This is a genomic window from Austwickia chelonae NBRC 105200, from assembly GCF_000298175.1.
Lineage (GTDB): Bacteria > Actinomycetota > Actinomycetes > Actinomycetales > Dermatophilaceae > Austwickia > Austwickia chelonae.
In genome coordinates this window covers 262,002-282,918 of the sequence record NZ_BAGZ01000008.1, presented here as the reverse complement: position 1 = coordinate 282,918, position 20,917 = coordinate 262,002, and the positions used below count along the sequence as shown (strand labels likewise).

Annotated in this window: 17 protein-coding genes and 1 tRNA gene; 3 read left to right on the top strand and 15 right to left on the bottom strand. The window is 66.9% G+C overall.

Annotation, left to right across the window (positions count from 1 at the left end; genetic code table 11):
• Positions 1–110 precede the first annotated feature (110 nt).
• The gene (locus tag AUCHE_RS07905) at positions 111–1,862 is read left to right on the top strand and encodes an alpha/beta fold hydrolase (RefSeq protein WP_162137232.1); all 1,752 of its coding nucleotides are present in this window, start codon (positions 111–113) and stop codon (positions 1,860–1,862) included.
• 75 nt (positions 1,863–1,937) lie between these two features.
• Here the strand turns inward: AUCHE_RS07905 and AUCHE_RS07900 are convergent, their stop codons facing one another.
• The 3 genes from AUCHE_RS07900 to AUCHE_RS07890 all read right to left on the bottom strand — a co-directional run bounded on the left by AUCHE_RS07900 (position 1,938) and on the right by AUCHE_RS07890 (position 4,753).
• Positions 1,938–2,918, bottom strand: coding sequence for a ribose-phosphate diphosphokinase (locus AUCHE_RS07900; protein WP_006502758.1), 981 nt, complete (start codon positions 2,916–2,918; stop codon positions 1,938–1,940).
• The gene (gene glmU, locus AUCHE_RS07895; RefSeq protein ID WP_006502757.1) at positions 2,915–4,390 is read right to left on the bottom strand and encodes a bifunctional UDP-N-acetylglucosamine diphosphorylase/glucosamine-1-phosphate N-acetyltransferase GlmU; all 1,476 of its coding nucleotides are present in this window, start codon (positions 4,388–4,390) and stop codon (positions 2,915–2,917) included. Before glmU ends, AUCHE_RS07900 begins: the two co-directional genes overlap by 4 nt.
• A 281-nt stretch (positions 4,391–4,671) precedes the next feature.
• Positions 4,672–4,753, bottom strand: a tRNA-Gln gene (locus AUCHE_RS07890).
• A 146-nt stretch (positions 4,754–4,899) separates the two neighbouring features.
• Here AUCHE_RS07890 and AUCHE_RS07885 point away from each other — a divergent pair.
• Both AUCHE_RS07885 and AUCHE_RS07880 read left to right on the top strand, forming a co-directional pair.
• The gene (locus tag AUCHE_RS07885; protein WP_006502756.1) at positions 4,900–5,532 is read left to right on the top strand and encodes a TetR/AcrR family transcriptional regulator; all 633 of its coding nucleotides are present in this window, start codon (positions 4,900–4,902) and stop codon (positions 5,530–5,532) included.
• Positions 5,533–5,678: 146 nt separating this feature from the next.
• The gene (locus AUCHE_RS07880; protein WP_006502755.1) at positions 5,679–6,200 is read left to right on the top strand and encodes a MarR family winged helix-turn-helix transcriptional regulator; all 522 of its coding nucleotides are present in this window, start codon (positions 5,679–5,681) and stop codon (positions 6,198–6,200) included.
• Positions 6,201–6,243: 43 nt separating this feature from the next.
• Here the strand turns inward: AUCHE_RS07880 and AUCHE_RS07875 are convergent, their stop codons facing one another.
• The 12 genes from AUCHE_RS07875 to AUCHE_RS07820 all read right to left on the bottom strand — a co-directional run bounded on the left by AUCHE_RS07875 (position 6,244) and on the right by AUCHE_RS07820 (position 20,761).
• Positions 6,244–8,073: an ABC-F family ATP-binding cassette domain-containing protein gene (locus AUCHE_RS07875; RefSeq protein ID WP_006502754.1), complete on the bottom strand. Its 1,830-nt coding sequence runs from the start codon at positions 8,071–8,073 to the stop codon at positions 6,244–6,246.
• A 66-nt stretch (positions 8,074–8,139) separates the two neighbouring features.
• A complete protein-coding gene (locus AUCHE_RS07870; RefSeq protein ID WP_006502753.1) occupies positions 8,140–9,078 on the bottom strand; it encodes a 4-(cytidine 5'-diphospho)-2-C-methyl-D-erythritol kinase in 939 nt (312 codons plus the stop codon).
• Between the two features lie 28 nt (positions 9,079–9,106).
• On the bottom strand, positions 9,107–10,036 hold the full coding sequence (gene rsmA / locus AUCHE_RS07865) for a 16S rRNA (adenine(1518)-N(6)/adenine(1519)-N(6))-dimethyltransferase RsmA (protein WP_006502752.1): 930 nt from the start codon (positions 10,034–10,036) through the stop codon (positions 9,107–9,109).
• Positions 10,037–10,175: 139 nt separating this feature from the next.
• On the bottom strand, positions 10,176–11,033 hold the full coding sequence (locus AUCHE_RS07860; protein ID WP_006502751.1) for a TIM barrel protein: 858 nt from the start codon (positions 11,031–11,033) through the stop codon (positions 10,176–10,178).
• 153 nt (positions 11,034–11,186) lie between these two features.
• Positions 11,187–12,176 carry an inositol 2-dehydrogenase gene (iolG, locus tag AUCHE_RS07855; RefSeq protein WP_006502750.1) on the bottom strand — a complete coding sequence of 330 codons (990 nt, stop codon included), beginning with the start codon at positions 12,174–12,176 and terminating at the stop codon, positions 11,187–11,189.
• Positions 12,177–12,265: 89 nt separating this feature from the next.
• Entirely contained in the window at positions 12,266–13,282 is a 1,017-nt protein-coding gene (locus tag AUCHE_RS07850; protein WP_006502749.1) for a Gfo/Idh/MocA family protein, read from the bottom strand.
• Between the two features lie 343 nt (positions 13,283–13,625).
• Positions 13,626–14,468, bottom strand: coding sequence for a TatD family hydrolase (locus AUCHE_RS07845; RefSeq protein WP_006502748.1), 843 nt, complete (start codon positions 14,466–14,468; stop codon positions 13,626–13,628).
• On the bottom strand, positions 14,465–16,303 hold the full coding sequence (metG, locus tag AUCHE_RS07840; RefSeq protein ID WP_006502747.1) for a methionine--tRNA ligase: 1,839 nt from the start codon (positions 16,301–16,303) through the stop codon (positions 14,465–14,467). Before metG ends, AUCHE_RS07845 begins: the two co-directional genes overlap by 4 nt.
• 93 nt (positions 16,304–16,396) lie before the next feature.
• Positions 16,397–17,083, bottom strand: a complete 687-nt coding sequence (locus tag AUCHE_RS07835; RefSeq protein WP_006502746.1) for an SIMPL domain-containing protein — start codon at positions 17,081–17,083, stop codon at positions 16,397–16,399.
• 193 nt (positions 17,084–17,276) lie between these two features.
• Positions 17,277–18,014: a succinate dehydrogenase/fumarate reductase iron-sulfur subunit gene (locus tag AUCHE_RS07830; RefSeq protein ID WP_006502745.1), complete on the bottom strand. Its 738-nt coding sequence runs from the start codon at positions 18,012–18,014 to the stop codon at positions 17,277–17,279.
• Positions 18,011–20,020: a fumarate reductase/succinate dehydrogenase flavoprotein subunit gene (locus tag AUCHE_RS07825; protein ID WP_006502744.1), complete on the bottom strand. Its 2,010-nt coding sequence runs from the start codon at positions 20,018–20,020 to the stop codon at positions 18,011–18,013. Before AUCHE_RS07825 ends, AUCHE_RS07830 begins: the two co-directional genes overlap by 4 nt.
• Positions 20,021–20,035: 15 nt before the next feature.
• The gene (locus AUCHE_RS07820) at positions 20,036–20,761 is read right to left on the bottom strand and encodes a succinate dehydrogenase cytochrome b subunit (protein WP_006502743.1); all 726 of its coding nucleotides are present in this window, start codon (positions 20,759–20,761) and stop codon (positions 20,036–20,038) included.
• Positions 20,762–20,917: the final 156 nt, after the last annotated feature.

Sequence of the window (20,917 nt, the reverse complement as noted above, 5' to 3'; positions counted from 1 at the left end):
CTCTTCCCGTCCACATCCCTACCCCGGAGCGGATCCGACAACGAATGAGCCTCGCCGCATTGCCTCGAGCCCGCGCTGAACTCCAGCCAGGCCAGATCGTCCCCACATGGGTGCCATCTCCCAGCGGCGCGCTCTCCACCATCGTCCATCTCCCCCACAGCGACCGCGCCCGCGGCGCCGTGATCACCCTGCCCAGCCTCGGCGCAAGCCAGAACGACGCCTTCCCAGGTCTCTCCGAGCTCAGCGACGGACTGGCCCGAGCCGGTTACGTCGTGCTCTGCGCCGACTGGTCGGGAACCGGTGAGTCGGCAACCCCCGACCCGACCAGCACCCCGTCGACCTGCCGTTGGCTCGACGACGTCGCCGCCCTGGCACACTACGCCCGGGAAACCCTGCACCAGGACTCGGTCAGCCTGGTCGCCTGGGAACTGGGGGCGATGATCGCCGCCCTGGCCGCAGGTGACCCGGTCAGCCGCAGATGGGCCCAGCCCGGACGGTCGCCCTATTCGTCGGTGGTCCTCATCGACCCCCCAGCCACCGGCGTCGAATGGCTGCAGGAACGGCTGCCCGGGCACACCCGGGCCCTGGCCGGATCCGGCTCAGGCGTCGCCATCTCAGGAATCCAACCGAGCGACATCGAAGCCATCGCGCGGCTCAGCCTGCCCACCGGACGGTCGGACATGGCCCAGGACACCAGATTCCTCGTGGTCACCCGACCGGACGAAGCCCTCGCGCCCGGTCTGAGTCGCTATATCGACGGAGTCGGTGCGCTGACCCGCCCCAGCCCGGCGCTCCTGCGCGAGCCCGGTCAGGAACCGAAGGCCGTGGTCACCCACTCGACCTGGTCTGCCATCGACGGGTGGATCACCGCCGAACCTCTGGCCGAGAGCGTCGCACCCCGGTTCGACCCGGTCCGCTCCGCCCGGGTCACCCCGGCCGGGGTCGAGGAGGAATATGTCGATGTCCAAGGTCTGCCCGGCGTCCTGACCCGCCCCCTGGGGCCCCCGAGAGGAGCGCTGGTCCTGCTGCCTCCTGTCGGTTCCCACCGGGTCGGTCCAGTCGGTCACGGCTGGGTGAAACTCGCCCGGAATGCCGCCGAGCACGGCATCGCCACCCTGCGACTGGACTACGGGGTCGCCGGAGGCAAGGCCGCGGTCGTCGTCACCGACGTCGAGTACGACCGCGGCGCCGGTGTCAAAGCCAATATCGCTGCGGCCGAATGGCTCGCCGAACGGACCGGACGGACCCCGGTCATCGTCGGTCTGGGAGCCAGCGGCTGGGGAGCCCTCCAAGCCGCCCGATGGGCGCCCGTCTCCCGCGTGGTCAGCCTCGCCCAGGACGACTGGTCGACCATGCCCCTGGAACTCCTTGACCCCTCCGCTCCCCGCCCGGCCGCGCCGGCGCCCACCCCGCGCACCTGGCGCCAGCGACTGTGGTCCTGGTTCGCGGCGATCGCCGACCCACCCGGTTATGCACGCCCCTATGCCCCGCCGCGCCACCAGACCCCCCAGCCACTCCTGGAGGGCGCCACCCGTCGTGGCATCGCCTGTGACCTCTTCCTGACCCAGTCGGGGGCCGAGGAGTTCCGGCGGGCCTACGGGCACGACGCGGTGCGTGTCCTGCAAGGCCAAGGCGCCGAAGTCACCATGCGGGTGGTCTCCTGGTCGGACCAGAGGCTCCTGGAGCCCACCGCGCTGGAAGACGCCCTGGACTACATCCTCGACTGCACCTTGGCCACACGAGGGGAACCGCGTATCGGAATGGACCGTCTGCCTCCGGTCGTCCCCGGGCCACCGTACATGTCAGGGCCGCCCGGCGGCCTCCCGCCCATGCTCGGGTTGCCCGGACCTTCGTCCTCGTGAAAGCCCCCGGCCGCTGCCCGCGAGATCTCTCCCTGCGGGCAGCGGCCGGGAAAAGCGCATCTACCGGCGTCCGGATCAGTTCGGCGGATCGAACAGGCTGGTCACCGACCCGTCCTCGAAGACCTCGTGAATGGCCTGGCTGATCAGCGGAGCGATCGAGAGCACCTGCAGCTTCTCGAACTGTTTCTCCGGCGGGATCGGCAGCGTATTGGTGACGATCACCTCACGGGCCACCGAGCTCTTCAAACGGTCGACCGCGGGGTCGGAGAAGATCGCATGGGTGGCCGCGATGACCACACTCTTCGCACCGGCTTTCACCAAGGCGTCGGCTGCCTGGCAGATGGTGCCACCGGAGTCGATCATGTCGTCCACCAGGATGCAGGTGCGACCGGTCACATCACCCACCACCCGGTTCGCGACCGACTGGTTCGGCCGGGAGATGTCCCGCGTCTTGTGGATGAAGGCCAGCGGCGCTCCGCCCAACTTCTTGCTCCACTGCTCGGCGACCTTGATCCGCCCGGCGTCCGGGGAGACGATCGCAAGGTCCTCCTGACCGTAACGCTCCATCACGTAGTCGGACAGGAGCGGCAAGGCCTGCAGGTGATCGACCGGGCCGTCGAAGAAGCCCTGGATCTGGGCCGTGTGCAGGTCGACACAGATCAGCCGATCGGCTCCGGCGGCCTTGAACAGGTCGGCCATCAGCCGGGCCGAGATGGGCTCCCGTCCGCGGTGCTTCTTGTCCTGCCTGGCGTACCCGTAGAAGGGCAGGACCACGGTGATCCGCTTGGCCGAAGCACGTTTGAGTGCGTCGACCATGATCAGGTGCTCCATCATCCACTCGTTGATAGGAGCGGTGTGGCTCTGGATGCAGAAGGCGTCACTGCCCCGCACCGACTGCTCGAAACGTACGTAGATCTCGGAGTTCGCGAACTCGTACGCAGTGGTCGGCACGACGTGGATGCCCAGTCCGGTGGCGACCTCCTCGGCCAGGGTGGGATGTGCCCGCCCGGAGAGCACCATCAGGCTCTTCTCGGTGGTGCGTTTCAGGCTGGTCATCGCTGTTCGTCCTCTGCTCGCGCCGTCTCGGCCCCGTCTTCTTGCGCCGCCCGGGCGGACTGCGCCGCCGCTGCGGATTTGGTGCCGGCCCGCCGCCGGTCCACCCAACCGTCGACATTGCGTTGACGGGATCGAGCCACGGCGATCTGCCCCGGCTCGGTGTCATCGGTCAAAGCCGATCCGGCCGCGACATAGCAGCCGTCGGCAACGGTCACCGGAGCCACCAGCACCGTCTGGCTGCCGACGAAGGAGTGCTTACCGATGACAGTGGGATGCTTGGCCACCCCGTCGTAGTTGGCGAAGATGGTTCCGGCGCCGATATTCGCGCCCTCACCGATGGTCGCGTCGCCGCAGTAGGTCAGGTGGGGGACCTTCGCGCCTTCACCGATCATGGCGTTCTTCGTCTCGACGAATCCGCCGATCTTGCCCTTGGCGCCCAGCCTGGTGCCCGGGCGCAGGTAGCTGAACGGCCCCACGGTGGCGCCCGCTCCGATCAGGGCGTGGTGGGCTTCGGTCCGCTTCACCTCGGCGCCGTCGCCGATCTCGCAGGACTCGATGGTGCAGTCCGGACCGATCAGGGCGTCGGCTCCGACGGTCGTCGCACCGAGCAGCTGGCAGTTGGGACGCACGACCGTGTCGCGACCGATCGTGACGTCGGCGTCGATCCACGTCGTGGCCGGGTCGACCACGGTCACACCGGCGCGCATCCACCCCTCGACGATGCGCCGGTTGAGTTCGGCACCCATCTTGGCCAGCTGGACCCGGTCGTTGACGCCCTCGGTCTGCCACAGGTCGTCGATCAGGTGGGCGCGGACCTGGCGGCCGCGGGCCCGGGCGATGCCCAGCACGTCGGTCAGGTACTTCTCGCCCTGCGCATTGTCGGTGCCGACCTCGGACAGCGCCTCGCGGAGCAGCGCACCGTCGAAGGCGTAGATACCGGAGTTGATCTCGCAGATCGCGAGCTGCCCCTCGGTGGCGTCCTTCTGCTCGACGATGCCCGCCACCGAGCCGTCCGCGTCGCGCAGGATGCGTCCGTAACCGGTCGGGTCCGGGACGACCGCGGTGATGACGGAGGCTCCGCAGGAGCCTTCCTCGTGCGCGGCGAGCATCTGCTCGAGAGTGCGGGAGGTCAACATCGGAACGTCACCGTAGGTCACCAGGACGGTGCCCTCGACGTCCTCGGGCAGCGCGGCCAGCCCGCATTCGGCGGCACGACCGGTTCCTTTGATCTCGTCCTGATCGGCGACGACGGCGTGGGGAGCCACCTGGGCGACATGGTCGGCGACCCTGTCACGTTCGTGGCGGACGACCACGGCCAGATGGCAGGGGTCGAGCCCTTGGGCTGCGGTGATCGCGTGCCCGAGGAGCGTGCGCCCCCCGATCGCGTGCAACACCTTGGGAGTTGCTGACTTCATCCGCGTCCCCTCGCCCGCGGCGAGGATGATGACGGCGGCTGGACGGCTGACGGTCACAGGTGTGCTCCGTGGGCTCGACGACGGGTGCGGGGGCGGTGGACGAGCCCCACGTAGACCGGACGAGTGGCCGCGGCCTGGCGGGGCGCCGACGCCGCCTGCCATGCTACCGCCGCCAGGTCGTCCCCGACTGCTCCGGGCAGGAAAGGAGGCCCTCGGGACGGATTGGGAAGCGTCGTTCGACGATGTCCTCACGCAGGAGCCGCAGCGGTGACGCGCTCCGCGAGCAGACCGTCCGAGATGTCCTAACGAAGCGGCCTCGGGCCGTCGCTTCGGACAGATGGCTCCCCGGGATGGAATCGAACCATCGTCGCTAATCCTGATTCAAAGTCAGGCGGGCCCTGCCAGCAGACCAACCGGGGAAAGCATGCTCCAGGAGACGATATCTCCTTGCATCCACCACAGCTTAGACGACGACAGACCGGGCACCCGCAACCGAGGTGGAAGAACGCTGAGACAGAATAGGGCATGTGACGACGAGCAGGATCGATGGACCCCCCCGAGGGCGGATGACCGGCCGACAGAGACGAGAGCAACTCATCGGCATAGGTCGGGCTGCCTTCGCGCAAAAAGGATTCGAAGCGACGACCGTCGAGGAGATCGCCAATCGGGCCGGGGTCAGCAAACCGGTCGTCTACGAGCACTTCGGCGGCAAGGAAGGGCTCTACGCCGTCGTCGTCGACCGCGAGATAGAGGTCCTGCTGGGCATGATCACCCAAGCCCTGACCAGCTCGGGGAACCCCCACATCCTGGTCGAGCGAGCGGCTTTCGCCCTGTTGGACTACATCGAGACCAGCTCGGACGGTTTCCGGATCCTGGTACGGGACTCACCCACCGGGCAGGCCACCGGGAACTTCGCCTCCCTCATGAGCGATGTCGCCAGCCAGGTCGAATACCTGTTGGCTGCCGAGTTCCGGCGCCGCAACCTCGACCCGGAGAATGCGCCGATGTACGCCCAGATGTTGGTGGGCATGGTGGCGATGTGCGGACAATGGTGGTTGGACTCGACCCGCCAGGCCAAGGACGAGGTGGCTGCCCATGTCGTCAACCTGGCCTGGAACGGACTGGCCGGGTTGGAATCCCGCCCGCACCTCCGGGACCGGAGACACCCCGGACAGCGGAACGGGACGACCACGGACTAGCCGCATCCCACCGGTCTCCACGACCCGCCGAGCCCGTCACCAGCTCCGGGAACGCACGACGTCCGTCCGTGCTCGTCGACGGCCCACCGCGGAAACCGCACCCCCACTAGTTCGACCTCGAGAAACTCGCCGATAGGATGACACGCATGGCAGTACCGGGGATCCAGCCAGCACGTACGGACGAGGTCGACCTCATCGTCGCAGCCTGGCAACGAGAGACACCCCACCTCGACGTCGAACCACTCCAAGTTCTCTCCCGACTGACCAGGCTCTCCCGGCATCTCGACCGAGCCCGCAAAACAGCCTTCGCCCAGCACCACCTCGAAGTCTGGGAGTTCGACGTCATCTCTGCTCTACGACGCAGCGGAGACCCCTACGAACTGTCCCCCGGAGACCTCGTCAAACAGACCCTCTCGACCAGCGGCACCATGACGAACCGGATCGACCGACTCGTCGAACGTGGACTCGTCGAACGTTTCCCCGACCCGGAAGACCGCCGCGGCGTCCGGGTACGCCTGACCGACCACGGCCGCACACTCAGCGAGGACGCCCTCGCCGGGCTCCTCGACCACGAACGAGGAATCCTGGAAACCCTTGCCCCCCACGAACGGCAAGCACTCGCCGAACTCCTGGCCCGGCTGATGGCACCCTTCGAAGAAGGTCACTGACCCGGGATCGCTCAGCTGCCCCGTGAACGATCCCGGAACCGGATCAGGGCTCCGCGACCTCAGCCGCAGCCAGCCACGCCAACTCCAATTCCTCCCGCTCGTCGACCACGGCGCGCAGCTTGTCGTTCAACTCCAGGACCGCCGCATGATCCGTGGCCTTCGACACCATCTGCTGATGAAGACGCTCCTCCACCTGAGCAAGTTTCGACAGCTGCCGATCGATCCGATTCAGCTCCTTCCGCGCCTCCCGGATCTGCGCCTGGCTGTAAGACGCCGCCGAACCCCCGCCGGTCTCGTCGGAAGCCGGACGCCCCGACGTGCCGGCAACCGCCGACACCGCGCCCTGCACCACCTGCGCGCGCAACTCCAAGTACTGCTCCACCCCACCGGGCAGGTCACGCACCTTGCCGTCGCCCAGCAGGGCGACCTGACGATCACACATCCGCTCGAGCAGATACCGGTCGTGGCTGACCACCAACAACGTCCCGGCCCACCCGTCCAGGACGTCCTCCATCGAGGTCAACGTCTCGATGTCCAGATCATTCGTCGGCTCGTCGAGGATCAGGACATTCGGTTCGGTCATCAACAGCCGCAGGAACTGCAACCGGCGCCGCTCACCACCGGACAGCTCCGCCACCTTGCTCTGCTGCCGCAACCCCGTGAACCCCAGACGTTGCGCCAACTGTGAAGCGCTGACCTCCCCCTTGCCCAAGGCGATATAGCTACGCACCTCGGTGATCGCATCGATCACCCGGGCATCCGCCAGCCGTTCCAGCTCACGCACCTCCTGGGAGAGGAAAGCCGTCACCACCGTCTTGCCGACCTTGCGGCGCCCTCCGTCCAGGGTCAACTCACCGAGAAAAGCACGCAACAAAGTCGACTTGCCGGCCCCGTTGATCCCCACGATGCCGACCCGATCCCCGGGCGCCAACCGCCAGGTCACCCGATCCAGGATCGTCCGATCCCCCAGTCGAACACTGGCGTCGACCAGATCGATGACGTCCTTGCCCAGACGGCGGGTCGCGAAACTCACCAGTGAGACCTCGTCCCTGGGCGGTGGCTCGTCAGCGATCAACGCCGAGGCCGCCTCCACCCGGAAGCGCGGTTTACTCGTCCGCGCCGGTGCCCCCCGACGCAGCCACGCCAACTCCTTACGGAGCAGGTTGTCCCGACGTTCGGCCGTCACCGCGGCCACCCGAGCCCGCTCTGCCTTGGCCAGGACATAGGCCGCGTAACCACCCTCGTACGACTCGACCCGGCCGTCGACGACCTCCCAGGTTGTCGTGGCCACCGCGTCCAGGAACCAGCGGTCGTGCGTGACCACCACCAAAGCCGCATCCGAACGGGTACGCACCGAGGCCAGATATCTCGCCAACCAGGCGACGCCCTCCACGTCCAGGTGGTTGGTCGGTTCGTCCAACAGGATGACGTCCGGATCCGCCACCAGGAGCGCCGCCAAGGCGATTCGACGACGCTCACCGCCGGACATCGGTCCGACGACTGCCTCGAGCCCACCGACCCCGCCGGCCTGGACATCCCCCAGCAGGCCCACCATGACATCCCGCACCCGGGGATCGGACGCCCACTCGTGTTCAGCCAGCCCGCCGAAAACAGCCTCCCGGACCGTCGCCTGCGGTGGCAGATCGTCCACCTGGGTCAGCATGCCCAAGGAGACCGTGGAGGCCCTCGCGATCCGCCCCCCGTCGACCTGCTGGCTCCCGGCGAGCACCCTCAACAGGGTCGACTTCCCGCCACCGTTACGGCCCACGATGCCGACCCGGTCCCCGGTCAGGACCCCGAGGGACACCTCGTCCAGCAGATGGGTCGTCCCCAGGGACAGGTCGGCGCGTTCGACGGAGATCAGATTGGCCATGGTTCCTTCACAGTGGACGACGAAGCAGAGGACAAGAAGTAGAGGACCACACGGACGAGGAAACGGTCACCGCACCCGCGGGTTCGTGACGACATGAGCCCCGTGTACCGGACCGGTGACCCGTTTGACCTCCGGAGCGAGCCCTGATGCGGTCAAGGCGACCGCCAGGTCCAGAGCGTCCTCCGGTCCCTCGACCAGGAAGGCGACCGTCGGCCCCGAACCGGAGACCAGACCGCCGCAGGCGCCGTACTCACGACCGAAGGTCAGGATGTCCTGCAGCCTCGGCTGCAAGGAGCAGGCCGCCTCCTGCAGGTCATTACGCAGAGCTGCGCCCAAGGCGTGCACATCACCCGAACGGAGCGCCTGGACCATCGCCGTGCCCGGCTCGGGATCGGCGATCGGCATATCGCCTCGGAGGCGGTCGCATTCGGCGAAAACCCTCGGCGTGGAAAGCCCCTCCTCGCTGGGCACCAGAACCCAGTGATAACGCCCCTTGCCCAGCACCGGAGCCACCTGCTCCCCCCGGCCCGAGCCCACAGCAGTACCCCCGACGAGAGCGAAATTCACATCGCTGCCCAGCTCCGCAGCACACTCGTGCAGAAGATCGCGGTCACCACCCAATCCCCAGAGCACGTCGAGAGCCACCAAGGTCGCGGCGGCATCCGCCGATCCGCCGGCCATGCCTCCCGCAACCGGGATCTCCTTGTCGATGGTGATCGTGCACGGCCCGACCCGGTCGGTGGCACCGGCCCGCGAGGCCAACAACTGCCCGGCTCGTACAGCGAGATTTTCTCCGCCGACCGGGACCAGGTCGGTGTACGGACCCACGACCCTGACCTGCCATTCCTCGGACGGGGTCACCGTGACCTCGTCGAAGAGCCCGACCGCGTGGAAGATCGTCGACAACCCGTGATAACCGTCCGCCCGCGGAGGACCCACCACGAGCTCCAGGTTGATCTTGGCGGGAACCCGCACGACCACAGACTCCGGTTGCACGCTCGTCATGCCCTCACCCTATGTCGACGAACGAGGCTCACCGTTGCCGGTTCCACGCGGCGACGACCCTGGTGAAATCCTCCACGCGCAGCTGTTCTCCCCGCGTCCGAGGGTCGATGCCGGCTTCGACCAGTGCTGCCTCGGCCCGATCGGCCCCGCCGGCCCACCCGGACAAAGCCGCCCGGAGAGTCTTCCTCCGCTGGGCGAAGGCTGCGTCGACGCAGGCGAAGACATCGGCGCGTTCGGCGCCGACCGGCTCCTGGCGTCGGACCAGTCTGACCAGACCGGAGTCGACATTGGGCACCGGCCAGAAGATCGACCGAGGAACGCTACCTGCCAGGCCCACCTCGGCATACCAGGAAGCTTTCACGCTCGGCACCCCGTAGGCCTTGTTCCCCGGAGAAGCCGCCAACCGTTCGGCGACCTCCATCTGCACCATGACCAAGGCCCGTTCGATGCTCGGGAAACGCTCCAGGAAAGTCAGCAGGACCGGAACGGAGACGTTGTAGGGCAGGTTCGCCACCAGAGCTGTCGGGGCCGGCCCCGGAAGCTCCCGGACCGTCAACGCATCGGCGTGGAGCACCCGGAGCCGATCCGCACGCTCTGCCATCACCCCGGCCACCGTTCGGGGCAGTTCCCCGGCGAGGACCGGGTCGATCTCGACCGCGGTCACCCCCTCGGCCCGTTCCAGGATCGCTAAGGTCAACGAGCCCAGCCCAGGACCGATCTCGACCACCGTGTCCTGCGGGCCCACCTGGGCGAGCCGCACGATCCGACGCACCGTGTTGGCGTCGACCACGAAATTCTGCCCCCATTGCTTCGTGGGCCGGATCCCCAACCGACCGGCGATCTCGCGAATCCGGCCCGCGCCGAGCAGCTCGGCCGCCGGCGCGTCCTGCTCGGCGCGGGGATCGGTGGGCTCGGTATCGGAGAGCTTGTCCGAAGGACCGGAAGAGGGGCATGTCATGAGCTGCAGCTTAACGACGCCCGGACGAGGGGCACAGGTCTGACCGCCCTACGTCGGCACCGTGATGCACATCCCGGACACGCGGTCGTGGAACACGGATCTCCTTCCCTGCGCCACGACCGCGCCTCCGGTGTCCAGGTCAGCCCAGGCTCTTCAGGAAGGCGATGGACGAGCGCACATCGGCGACCGGCCCCTCGCCCTCGGGCTCGCCCGGCAGGATGGTGTCCTGCTCGAGCACGTACCAGCCGTCGAAGCCGACCTGGTTCAGGTCCTTGATGATCGAGGAGAAGTCGACGTCTCCCTGGCCCAGAGGGACGTAGATGCCCTGGCGAACCGCATCGGTGTAGGTCAACTCCCCGGAGCGGACTTTGGCGACGACGTCCTGGCGGACGTCCTTGGTGTGCACGTGGTTGATCCGGGCGGCATAGCGTCGGACCAGATCGACCGGGTCGGTGCCACCGATCATGAGGTGGCCGGTGTCCAGGCACAGCCCGATCTGTGAGCCTTCCATGACCCGCTCGACCTCGTCGGCCTTCTCGATCATGGTGCCGACGTGCGGGTGCAGGCTGGCCTTGATCCCCCGGGATTCGGCGAGCGCCTTGAGCTTGTCCAGGTTACCCAACAGTGCGGCCCATCCTGCGTCGTCGAGGACCGGGCGGTCGTCGTAGCCGTCCTGACCGGTTGCGGCGGCCAGGACGAGGACGTCTCCACCTGCGGCTTCGAAGGAGTCGAGTTCACGGCTGACCTCCTCGGAGGGGTCGTGGCCGGGGTCGTGCAGGACGACAGGGACGAAGGCGCCGACGGCGTCCAGGTCGTAGGGCTTCAGCGCGGCTGCACGCTCGGCGGGGGCTTCGGGCAGCCAGCCCTGGGGGCCGAACTCGGTGGCGGTCAGTCCCACGGATTTCATCTCGGTGAGGACCCGTTCGGGGGTGAGTTGGAATCCCCAGCCCGGGACTTCGCAGACACCCCAGGAAATCGGTGCACCGGCGATCTTCATGTCTTCTGCTCCTTCGTGCTGTCGGCGGCTCGTGATGTCGACCGGATGTTTCGGTGGTGACATCTGTTGTCGTGCTTCTGTGTTCGGGGACTCTCTGGGGCGGGTGCCGGCGGCCGGGGTCCCGGGGGTTGGTGTCGGCGTGCCCCTGGGAGCTCAGGACAGGCGTACCCGTTCCCCGGTGCGTGCGCTGTGGGTGGCGGCGTCGGCGATGGCCAGGGCCGCGCGGCCGTCGTGCACATTCGGGGTGATCGGGGTGTCGTGTTCCACTGCGGTGACGAAGGCGGACAGTTCTGTGGTGTAGGCGGCGGTGTACCGCTCCAGGAAGAAGTTCAGGTAGGGAGCCGCGGCTTCGGTGTATTCGGCGCCGGAGTAGCGGACGAGGGTGGCGCGGTGGTTCGCTGCTTCCAACATCCCGGTGGATCCGCAGACCTCGAGTCGCTGGTCGTATCCCGAGGGGCAGTGGCGGTTGTTGATGATGGTGGCCACGGCGCCGGAGGCTGCGGTGAGGGTGACGACGGCGGCGTCGAAGTCGCCGGCGGCTTCGATCTGGGGGTCGAGGTGTTGGCCGACGGCGTTGACTTCGACGATGTCGCCGAGCAGGAAGCGTGCCATGTCGAAGTCATGGATCGTCATGTCGCGGAAGATCCCGCCGGACTGGGCGACATAGCTGGCTGGGGGTGCGGCGGGATCGCGGCTGATGATGGTGACCTGTTCGAGGTCGCCGATCTCACCGGCGGCGGCCCTGGCCTGGATCTCGGCGAATCCGGGGTCGAAGCGGCGGTTGAAACCGATCATGACCCGGTCGGCGCGGTCGCCGAGCTGGGCGATGCAGGCGTCGACGCGGGCGATGTCGAGGTCGACCGGTTTCTCGCACATGATTTTCTTGCCTGCCGCTGCGGCGGCGAGGATATGGTCGACGTGCAGCGGGGTCGGTGAGCCGATGATGACGGCGTCGACGTCTTCCGCGTGCAGGGCTTCGTCGACGGCGAGTGTGGACTTCGCGCCGTGTTCGGCGGCCAGGCGTGCGGCTCCGTCACCGAAGGGGTCGGCGATCCAGGTGAGACGGGTTCCGGGGTGGGCGGCGACGGCGGCGGCGTGCACGGTGCCGATGCGGCCGGCTCCGATGACGGCGATGTTGAGCATGTGTCGGTTCCTTCTGGAGGTGTGCCGGTGTGGTGGCCGATGGCAGTTCGTGCCGTCGGGTCGTGCTGGTGGTGAAGCGGTGCGGGTGTTCAGGAGGCGCGGATGTCCTCGACGAGGACGGGGCGTCCTTCGCGGTAGGAGGTCGTGGCGGCGGTGGCGACGTAGAGGGCTTCGAGGGCGTCGGCTGCGGTGCAGGGGCTGGGGGTGTCGTCGAGGACGGCGTCGACGAAGGCTGCCAGTTCTGCCGCGTAGCAGGGGGCGAAGCGTTCGAGGAAGTTCGTCCATACCGGTCCGGGCAGGTCGTGGTGCCCGGGTTCGGCCGAGCGGAGGGGTGCGCGGTCGTCGAGTCCGACGACGACGCCTCCTTTGTCTCCGGCGAGTTCCATCCGGACGTCGTGTCCGGCGCCGTTGTACCGGGAGGTGTGGGCTGTTCCGAGGGTGCCGTCTTCCAGGGTGAGCAGGAGGACGGCGTCCGAGGCGTCCTGGGATGCGGAGTAGACGGGATCGCCTTTGGCGGTGCCGTAGGCGTGGACCTCGTGGACGCGTTGTCCGGTCGTCCAGCGCAGGATGTCGAAGTCGTGGATCATGCAGTCGCGGAAGATCCCGCCGGAGGTGGGGATGAAGGCCGGGTCGGGGGTGTTCATATCGCAGCTGAGCAGGTGGATGCGGCGTAGTTCGCCGAGTTCTCCGGATTCCAGGCGGCGTTTGGCTTCGAGGTATCCGGGGTCGAAGCGGCGGTGGAAGCCGATGTGGTTGAGGGTGCCTGCGGCTTCGAGGGCGTCGATGGCCCGTCGGGCGTCGGTGATGTCCGTGGCGACGGGTTTTTCGCAGAAGACGGGCATCTGGGTTTCGGCTGCACGGACGAGCAGGTCTGCGTGGGTGTCCGTGCCGGTGGCGATGACCAGGCAGTCGACGCGTTCGCGGTCGAAGAGGGTGTTGATGTCGGTGTGGGTGACGCCGAGGTCGGTGGCGACGGCGGCGGCATGTCCGGGGAGGGCATCGGCCAGGACGAGTTCTGTGACGCGTGGGAGGTCGCGCAGGATGGCGGCGTGGCCCAGTCCGATGCGACCGATCCCGAGCAGTCCGACGCGTGCCTGTTCCTGCATGTGACAACTCCTTCGTCGCCGTGAGCCGGGGGCTCGCCATCGTCGCGGACGGCGATGGTCAGCTGGCGGACTGGGCCTGCTGGGGCCGTGGTGCTCCTGCCGTGCCGTACGACCCAAGTCGATACTTTGTGAGCATGTTCTGTCAAGGCCGTTGGTCATCGGGTAGCGGCGATGACAAAGTCACGAAAAGTCACTGCGGGACGCCGAGAAGGACAGCGTCACGCCACGAAAAAAGCGAGCTCCGCCACCGACCCTCCCAAGAGAAGGCGACGAAGCTCGCGCGCGGACATCCGTCAGAAATCCGCAATTTCTCACATCGTGAGATGCTCGAGGGGGTGGCCGATCACCACGGGCCGTACAGACGCTCCGAATTCTCCGACAACACCCCGCACAACGTAGGCACGTCAACACCGAGAACCCCGGCCATCACCCGCACCGTCAACGGGACCATCCCCGGAACATTCGTCCGGCCACGGAAAGGCACCGGAGCCAGATAAGGGGCATCCGTCTCCACCAGGACCTGGTTCAACGGCACCACCGACAATGCATCACGCAGACCACGAGCATTCTTGAAAGTCACCGTCCCCGAGAAGGACAGGTAATAGCCCCGGTCCACACACTCACGAGCCATCGCCAGATCGCCGGAGAAACAATGCATCACCGTCCGCTCCGGAGCACCCTCCTGCGAGAGCACCTCGAGGACATCCGCGTGGGCATCACGGTCGTGGATCTGCATCGGCAACCCCAGGCGCTTCGCCATCGCGATATGCACCCGGAAAGCCTCACGCTGCACGCCTCGCCCCTCCGGCGGCGTCCGGAAATAGTCCAGACCGGTCTCGCCCACGGCCCGCACCCTCGGATGCGCCGCCAAGGACTCGATCTCCGCCAGCGCATCCGCCAACTGTCCGGCATCGGCCAACCCCGGGATCTCGTTGGGATGCAAAGCCACCCCCGCCACCACGGCGGGATGCGACTCCGCGATCTCCACCGCGGCCCGCGCCGCCTCCAGATCACAGGCGATGTGCACCACCCGGTCGACCCCCACCGCTGCGGCAGCGCGCAACAGCTCCGCCACCTCCGGAGGCGGCTCCCCCGCGCGAGCCATGTCCAGATGGCAATGGCCGTCGACCACCGGCAAGGGGAGCGGATCGATCCGAGCCGCCCCGCCCCCCACCTGGACGGTCACGCCGGGCTGTCCCCGTCGTCGCCCCGCAACCTGGCGACCTCTTCGTCCACCACGCTGGGGTCGAGCTTCGTGAACACAGGAGCCGGCTTCGTGATCGGGGTCCCGGGGACCACCGGCGCAGACGCCCACGCCGGGAAGTGGCTGTACTCACCGGTGATGATCGGGTAGGTGTGCAATTCCTCGCCGATGCCCTCGACCTCGTCGGCGAAGTCCTCGACCATCTCGATCCGAGGCATCGGCGTCAGCGTCCCGTCACCACCCATCACCTGGTGGACCGCATTGGACGAATGCGGCAGGAACGGACTCAGCATGACGTTGAGATCGCAGACACACTGGGCCAACACGTGAAGGATCGTGCCCAACCGCTCACGTTGGTCCTCCCCCTTCAGCTTGAAGGGTTCGGTGCGGGAGATGTAGGCGTTGACCTCACCGACCAGACGCATGGCCTCAGCGATGGCAGCCCGCTGACGGTGCTTCTCGATGAAGGCACCGACCGTGGCGAAACCGCCCCGGACCGCGGCGAGGACCTCCTCGTCACCGGCCTCCAGAGGCCCGCACTCCGGGATCTGCCCGAAGTTCTTGGCGATCATGTTCGCCGTACGGTTCACCAGGTTTCCCCAGCCCGCGACGAGCTCGGAATTCGTCCTGGTCACGAACTCCGACCAGGTGAAATCGGAATCGCTGGACTCCGGCCCGGCCGCGCAGATGAAGTACCGCAGAGCGTCCGGTTGGTAACGCGAGAGCATGTCACGCACATAGATGACGACGCCGCGCGAACTGGAGAACTGCTTGCCTTCCATCGTCATGAACTCACTCGCCACGACCTCGGTGGGCAGGTTCAACCGGCCGTAGTGCCCGGGCTCGCCACCGCACTCGCCCTGGCCCATGTACCCCAGCAGTTCAGCAGGCCAGATCTGGGAGTGGAAGGTGATGTTGTCCTTGCCCTGGAAGTAGTAGCTGACCGCTTCCGGGTCGCCCCACCATTCGCGCCACCGCTCCGGCTCCCCGATCCGACGGGCCCATTCGATGGACGCCGACAGGTAACCGATCACTGCGTCGAACCAGACGTACAGCCGCTTCCCGTTCTGCTCCCGCCATCCGTCCAGCGGGATCGGGATGCCCCAGTCGATGTCCCGGGTCATCGCGCGCGGACGCATCCCCTCCAGGAGGCCCTTGCTGAACCGGATGACATTGGGACGCCAGGTCCCGTTCTCCTCGCGGTCGTCCAGCCATCGGGCGAGAGCCTCGGCGAGAGCGGGCAGGTCGAGGAAGAAGTGCTGGGACTCCACGAACCGGGGGGTCTCCCCGTTGATCCGGCTCTTCGGGTCGATGAGGTCGGTCGGGTCGAGCTGGTTGCCACAGGTGTCGCACTGGTCACCGCGGGCGTCGGTGGCCCCGCAGATCGGGCAGGTGCCTTCGATGTACCGGTCAGGAAGGGTACGTCCCGTCGAAGGGCTGACCGCACCGTAGGTGGTCTTCTCGATCATGTAGCCATTGGCGTGGACCTGACGGAAGAGATCCTGCACGACGGCGTAATGATTACGGGTGGTGGTCCGGGTGAACAGGTCGTAGGACAGACCCAGGTTCACCAGGTCCTCGACGATGATCCGGTTGTTGGTGTCGGCGAGCTCACGTGGAGTGACCCCGGCCTGGTCGGCGGCCACCAGGATCGGGGTGCCGTGCTCATCGGTGCCGCTCACCATGAGGACGTCGTGCCCGGACATTCGCATGTAACGGCTGAAGACGTCGGAGGGCACGCCGAAACCTGCGACATGCCCGATGTGGCGGGGGCCGTTAGCGTACGGCCACGCGACAGCGGAGAGCACCTTGGTCATGCCGGAGAGTCTAGTCCTGGCCTCGAAGGACCTTGCGGACAGGCGGCCTCGACGAGAACCGGCGACGACCACGCCCCGACGAGCGGGATATCGTCACCCCGATCCGGCTCGGAGAGTTGTGAACCGGGCATGAACGGTGGCTTCCACCGAGACGTCCTCAGGCATGATGTCGATGCCGTTCTCCCCGCCGGTGGTCAACGCCAGAGCGGCATCCCGTAGCTCGCCGCCCTGGAAGGCCTCTCCCGCGGTGGAATTCACCCCGGAGAGCAGGCCCTGATCGGCGATCTCGACAGCCTCGACGTCGTCGGCGCCGGCAGCCCTGGCCACCACCAAGGCTCGCTCGCGGGCCTCCTCGACGGCCTGGCCCAGCACCCAACCCGTCACCTGTCGTCGGTTGATCTCCGTGAGACTCCACTCGACGTCGTGCAAGGTGACCCCGGCGATCGTCCCTACCTGGTGCGCGAACCTGGTCAACACCTGGAAGTCGCGGAACTTGACCTTGACCACCGCCGTCGCGGCATAACGCATCGGCAGGAGCGCCCGGGCATCCGAGTAAGGACGCCACGAGCGCGTCGTGATCGGGAGGACCGCATGCCAGGTGACCGGTGACACCCCACTGCCCTCGAGGTCACGGATGCACGCGGACACCTCGTGCACGGACGCCGTAGCCCGGTTCAACGACTCGGTCCGGTCGCCGGATTCGAAACTCACCGTGAGGTGCAATGTGGCACGTTCCGGCGGAAGAGAAGTGCGTTTGTGCCCCACCACCGTGATGTCCATACAACCCCGTTCGTCCCCTTCGACCCGGCTGCACGGACAGCCCGTCGACCAGTTAAAACACACGCCAGGCACACCTTATCCCGAGGTAGCCTCGCCTTACCCCAGCCTGTCCATGCTCTGGCTCGGGCCGGGTGCAGGGCTGGCCCGCCCCGATGTCGCGGGACGGGCCAGCACCATAGGAACTACCCGGAGATCAGTGCAGGAAGACGTTCCGGACGTCGTTGTTCAAGAAGGAGATGACGTCCATGGGGATCTCCTTCGGGCAGGCGTCGGCGCAGGCACCGATGTTGGTGCACCCGCCGAATCCTTCGCCGTCGTGCCGCTGGACCATGGCCTTCACCCGGGTCCACCGCTCCGGTTGTCCCTGCGGGAGCAGACCGAGGTGGGTGACCTTGGCGCCCATGAACAGCATCCCGGCCGCATTGGGGCAGGCCGCCACGCAGGCGCCGCAACCGATGCAGGCCGCGGCCTCGAAGGCCTTGTCCGCTTTCTTCTTCTCCACCGGTGCCGCGTGCGCGTCCGGCGCCGATCCGGTATTGGCGGAGATGAATCCACCGGCTCCGATGATGCGGTCCAGTGCCGTGCGGTCGACCACCAGGTCACGCAGCACGGGGAAGGCCGCCGCCCGCCACGGCTCGACGATGATCTCGTCGCCGTCGTTGAAGTTGCGCATGTGCAACTGGCAGGTGGTGACGCCCTTCTTACCGTGCGGACGACCGTTGATGACCACACCGCAGGTGCCGCAGATGCCTTCACGACAGTCGCTGTCGAAGGCGACCGGCTCTTCGCCGCGGTCGTTGAGGTCCTCGTTGAGCACGTCGAGCATCTCGAGGAAGGACATGTCGGGGGAGACATTGTCCACCTGGTAGGTCGACAGCTTGCCCTGGGCCTTAGGTCCGGCCTGACGCCAGATCTTCAGAGTGATTTTCACTTGTAGCTCCGCTGCTTCAACTCGATGAACTCGTACACGAGGTCTTCCTTGTGCAGGACCGGGGCTTCGTTCTCCCCGCCCCACTCCCAGGCGGCGACGTAGCAGAACTCGTCGTCGTGACGGAGCGCTTCACCGTCCTCCGTCTGGCTCTCCCCGCGGAAGTGGCCACCGCAGGACTCACGACGGTGCAGGGCGTCGATGCACATCAACTCGCCCAGCTCGAGGAAGTCGGCCACCCGTCCGGCCTTCTCCAGGCTCTGGTTCATCTCGTCGGCCTTGCCGAGGACTCGCAGGTTCGACCAGAACTCCTTGCGCAGTTCGCGGATCTTCTCGATCGCGATCTTGAGGCCCGCCTCGGTGCGTTCCATGCCGCAGTATTCCCACATGATCGCGCCGAGCTCCTTGTGGTAGCTGTCGACGGACCGGGTGCCATTGCTGGACAGGAAGTGGTTGACGCGTGCCTTGACGTTCTCCGAGGCCTCGACGACGGCCGGGTGGCTCATGTCCAAGGGCGCGTACGGCCCGCTGGCCAGGTAGTCGCGGATCGTGTTCGGCAGGACGAAGTATCCGTCGGAGAGACCCTGCATCAGTGCCGAGGCACCGAGCCGGTTCGCACCGTGGTCGGAGAAGTTCGCCTCGCCGGTCACGAACAGGCCGGGGATCGAGGACTGCAGGTCGTAGTCGACCCAGAGGCCACCCATCGTGTAGTGCACGGCCGGGTAGATGCGCATCGGGGTCTCGTAGGGGTTCTCCCCGGTGATCTCCTCGTACATGTCGAAGAGGTTCCCGTAGGAGGCGGAGACCTTGTCCCGTCCGAGACGCTGGATGGCGTCGGCGAAGTCGAGGTAGACCCCTCGCCGCACCCGGCGCTCGTTGCCGTCGAGGTCGCGTTCGAGGATCTCGGGTCCGACGCCGCGTCCTTCGTCGCACATGTTCTTCGCCTGGCGGGAGGCGATGTCACGGGGGACGAGGTTACCGAACGCCGGGTAGATGCGCTCCAGGTAGTAGTCGCGGTCCTCTTCAGGGATCTGGCGGGGGTCCTTGTCGCAGTCCTCGGCGCGCTTCGGGACCCAGATACGGCCGTCGTTACGCAGCGACTCCGACATCAGCGTCAGCTTGGACTGCTGGTCTCCGTGCACCGGGATGCACGTCGGGTGGATCTGGGTGAAGCACGGGTTGCCGAAGTAGGCGCCCTTGCGGTGGGCCCGCCAGATGGCGGTGGTGTTGCAGCCCATCGCATTGGTCGACAGGAAGAAGACGTTGCCGTAACCGCCGGTGGCCAGGACCACGGCGTCGGCCAGGTGGGTCTCGATCTCACCGGTGACCATGTCGCGGGCGATGATGCCGCGGGCACGACCGTCGACGACGATCAGTTCGACCATCTCGTGCCGGGAGAACATCTCGACCGTTCCGGCCTGGTTGTCCGGTCCCTTCACCTGACGCTCGAGGGCCTGGTAGGCACCGATCAGCAGCTGCTGACCCGTCTGGCCGCGGGCGTAGAAGGTACGGGACACCTGGACGCCGCCGAAGGAGCGGTTGTCGAGCAGACCGCCGTACTCGCGGGCGAAGGGGACACCCTGGGCGACGCACTGGTCGATGATGTTGGCGCTGACCTCGGCGAGGCGGTAGACGTTGTTCTCCCGGGCGCGGTAGTCACCGCCCTTGACCGTGTCGTAGAAGAGACGGTACGTCGAGTCGCCGTCCTCCTTGTAGTTCTTCGCGGCGTTGATACCGCCCTGCGCGGCGATCGAGTGCGCACGACGCGGGCTGTCCTGGTAACAGAACGCCTTGACGTTGTAGCCGGCCTCGCCGAGTGTCGCGGCGGCGGCGCCACCGGCCAGACCGGTGCCGACCATGATGACGGTCAGCTTGCGGCGGTTGGCGGGGTTGACCAGCTTGGCTTCGAACTTGCGTTTGGTCCAGCGCTCCTCGATCGGACCGCTGGGGCACTTCGTGTCTTTGACCGGCTCACCTGCACGGTAGAGGCCGTTGATCAGTTCACTCATGAGTCGAATCAGCCCTTACTTGATGATGCCGACGAGGATGGCGACCGGGGTCAAGGCGAAGCCGCCGGCCACGGCCACGGCGACGAAGACCGCGGCGAGCTTGGCGTTGGTACGTGCCTTCACACTGTTGGTCCATCCCAAGGTCTGGATCGCGCTCCACGTCCCGTGGTGCAGGTGCATCGCGAGTGCGCACAGGGCCACCAGGTAGATCAGCGTCACCCACCAGATCTGGAAACTGGCCACGACCAGCTTGTACGGGCTCTCCACCCCGTTCACCAGGAAGTCCGATCCCATCCGGCCGTCACCGGTGAACTTGATCACGGTGAAGTGGGCCAGGTGCCAGATGATGAAGACGAAGAGGGTGATCCCGCCCCAGCGCATGGCTTTGCTGGACAGGCTCCGCTGAACCGTCATCTTGGCGGAGTACTTGGTGCCACGTGCAGCGTTGGCGCGCTTCCACAGAGTGCTGGCGGCATAGATGTGCAGGCCGACCGCAAGAATCAGACTGAGCCGGAAAAGCCAGAGGAAACCTTCGTGGGGAAGGATCGGCTCGAACATTGTCCGCAGGTGGTGCGCATAGTCGTCAAAAGCATGCTGACCGGCGAACAACTTGAGGTTGCCGTACATGTGGAAGAGAACGAAGAAGACGAGATAGAGACCGGAGATCGCCATCACGATCTTCCAGCCGATGGACGAGAGGGCCGGACTCGGCCGAGTAGGTGTCAGAGTCGAAGTAGCCACGAGCGCAGTCTGCCCTGTTCTAGTGGAGGAAAAGAGATTTGACGCCCACCTCGATCGATCGTGAATCGATCCTTCGAACCGGCCGACGGCGTGGGCTTCCCCCGGCCGGGCGGCGATCACCCGGTATCGGCGCCGCACGGACCTCCGGCCGCAAGG

Coding starts and splice junctions, on each gene's coding strand:
- AUCHE_RS07900 (WP_006502758.1), bottom strand. CDS start 2,918: ATGACCAGCCTGAAACGCACCACCGAGAAGAGCCTGATGGTGCTCTCC.
- AUCHE_RS07885 (WP_006502756.1), top strand. CDS start 4,900: ATGACCGGCCGACAGAGACGAGAGCAACTCATCGGCATAGGTCGGGCT.
- AUCHE_RS07880 (WP_006502755.1), top strand. CDS start 5,679: ATGGCAGTACCGGGGATCCAGCCAGCACGTACGGACGAGGTCGACCTC.
- AUCHE_RS07875 (WP_006502754.1), bottom strand. CDS start 8,073: ATGGCCAATCTGATCTCCGTCGAACGCGCCGACCTGTCCCTGGGGACG.
- AUCHE_RS07870 (WP_006502753.1), bottom strand. CDS start 9,078: ATGACGAGCGTGCAACCGGAGTCTGTGGTCGTGCGGGTTCCCGCCAAG.
- rsmA (WP_006502752.1), bottom strand. CDS start 10,036: ATGACATGCCCCTCTTCCGGTCCTTCGGACAAGCTCTCCGATACCGAG.
- AUCHE_RS07860 (WP_006502751.1), bottom strand. CDS start 11,033: ATGAAGATCGCCGGTGCACCGATTTCCTGGGGTGTCTGCGAAGTCCCG.
- iolG (WP_006502750.1), bottom strand. CDS start 12,176: ATGCTCAACATCGCCGTCATCGGAGCCGGCCGCATCGGCACCGTGCAC.
- AUCHE_RS07850 (WP_006502749.1), bottom strand. CDS start 13,282: ATGCAGGAACAGGCACGCGTCGGACTGCTCGGGATCGGTCGCATCGGA.
- metG (WP_006502747.1), bottom strand. CDS start 16,303: ATGACCAAGGTGCTCTCCGCTGTCGCGTGGCCGTACGCTAACGGCCCC.
- AUCHE_RS07835 (WP_006502746.1), bottom strand. CDS start 17,083: ATGGACATCACGGTGGTGGGGCACAAACGCACTTCTCTTCCGCCGGAA.
- AUCHE_RS07825 (WP_006502744.1), bottom strand. CDS start 20,020: ATGAGTGAACTGATCAACGGCCTCTACCGTGCAGGTGAGCCGGTCAAA.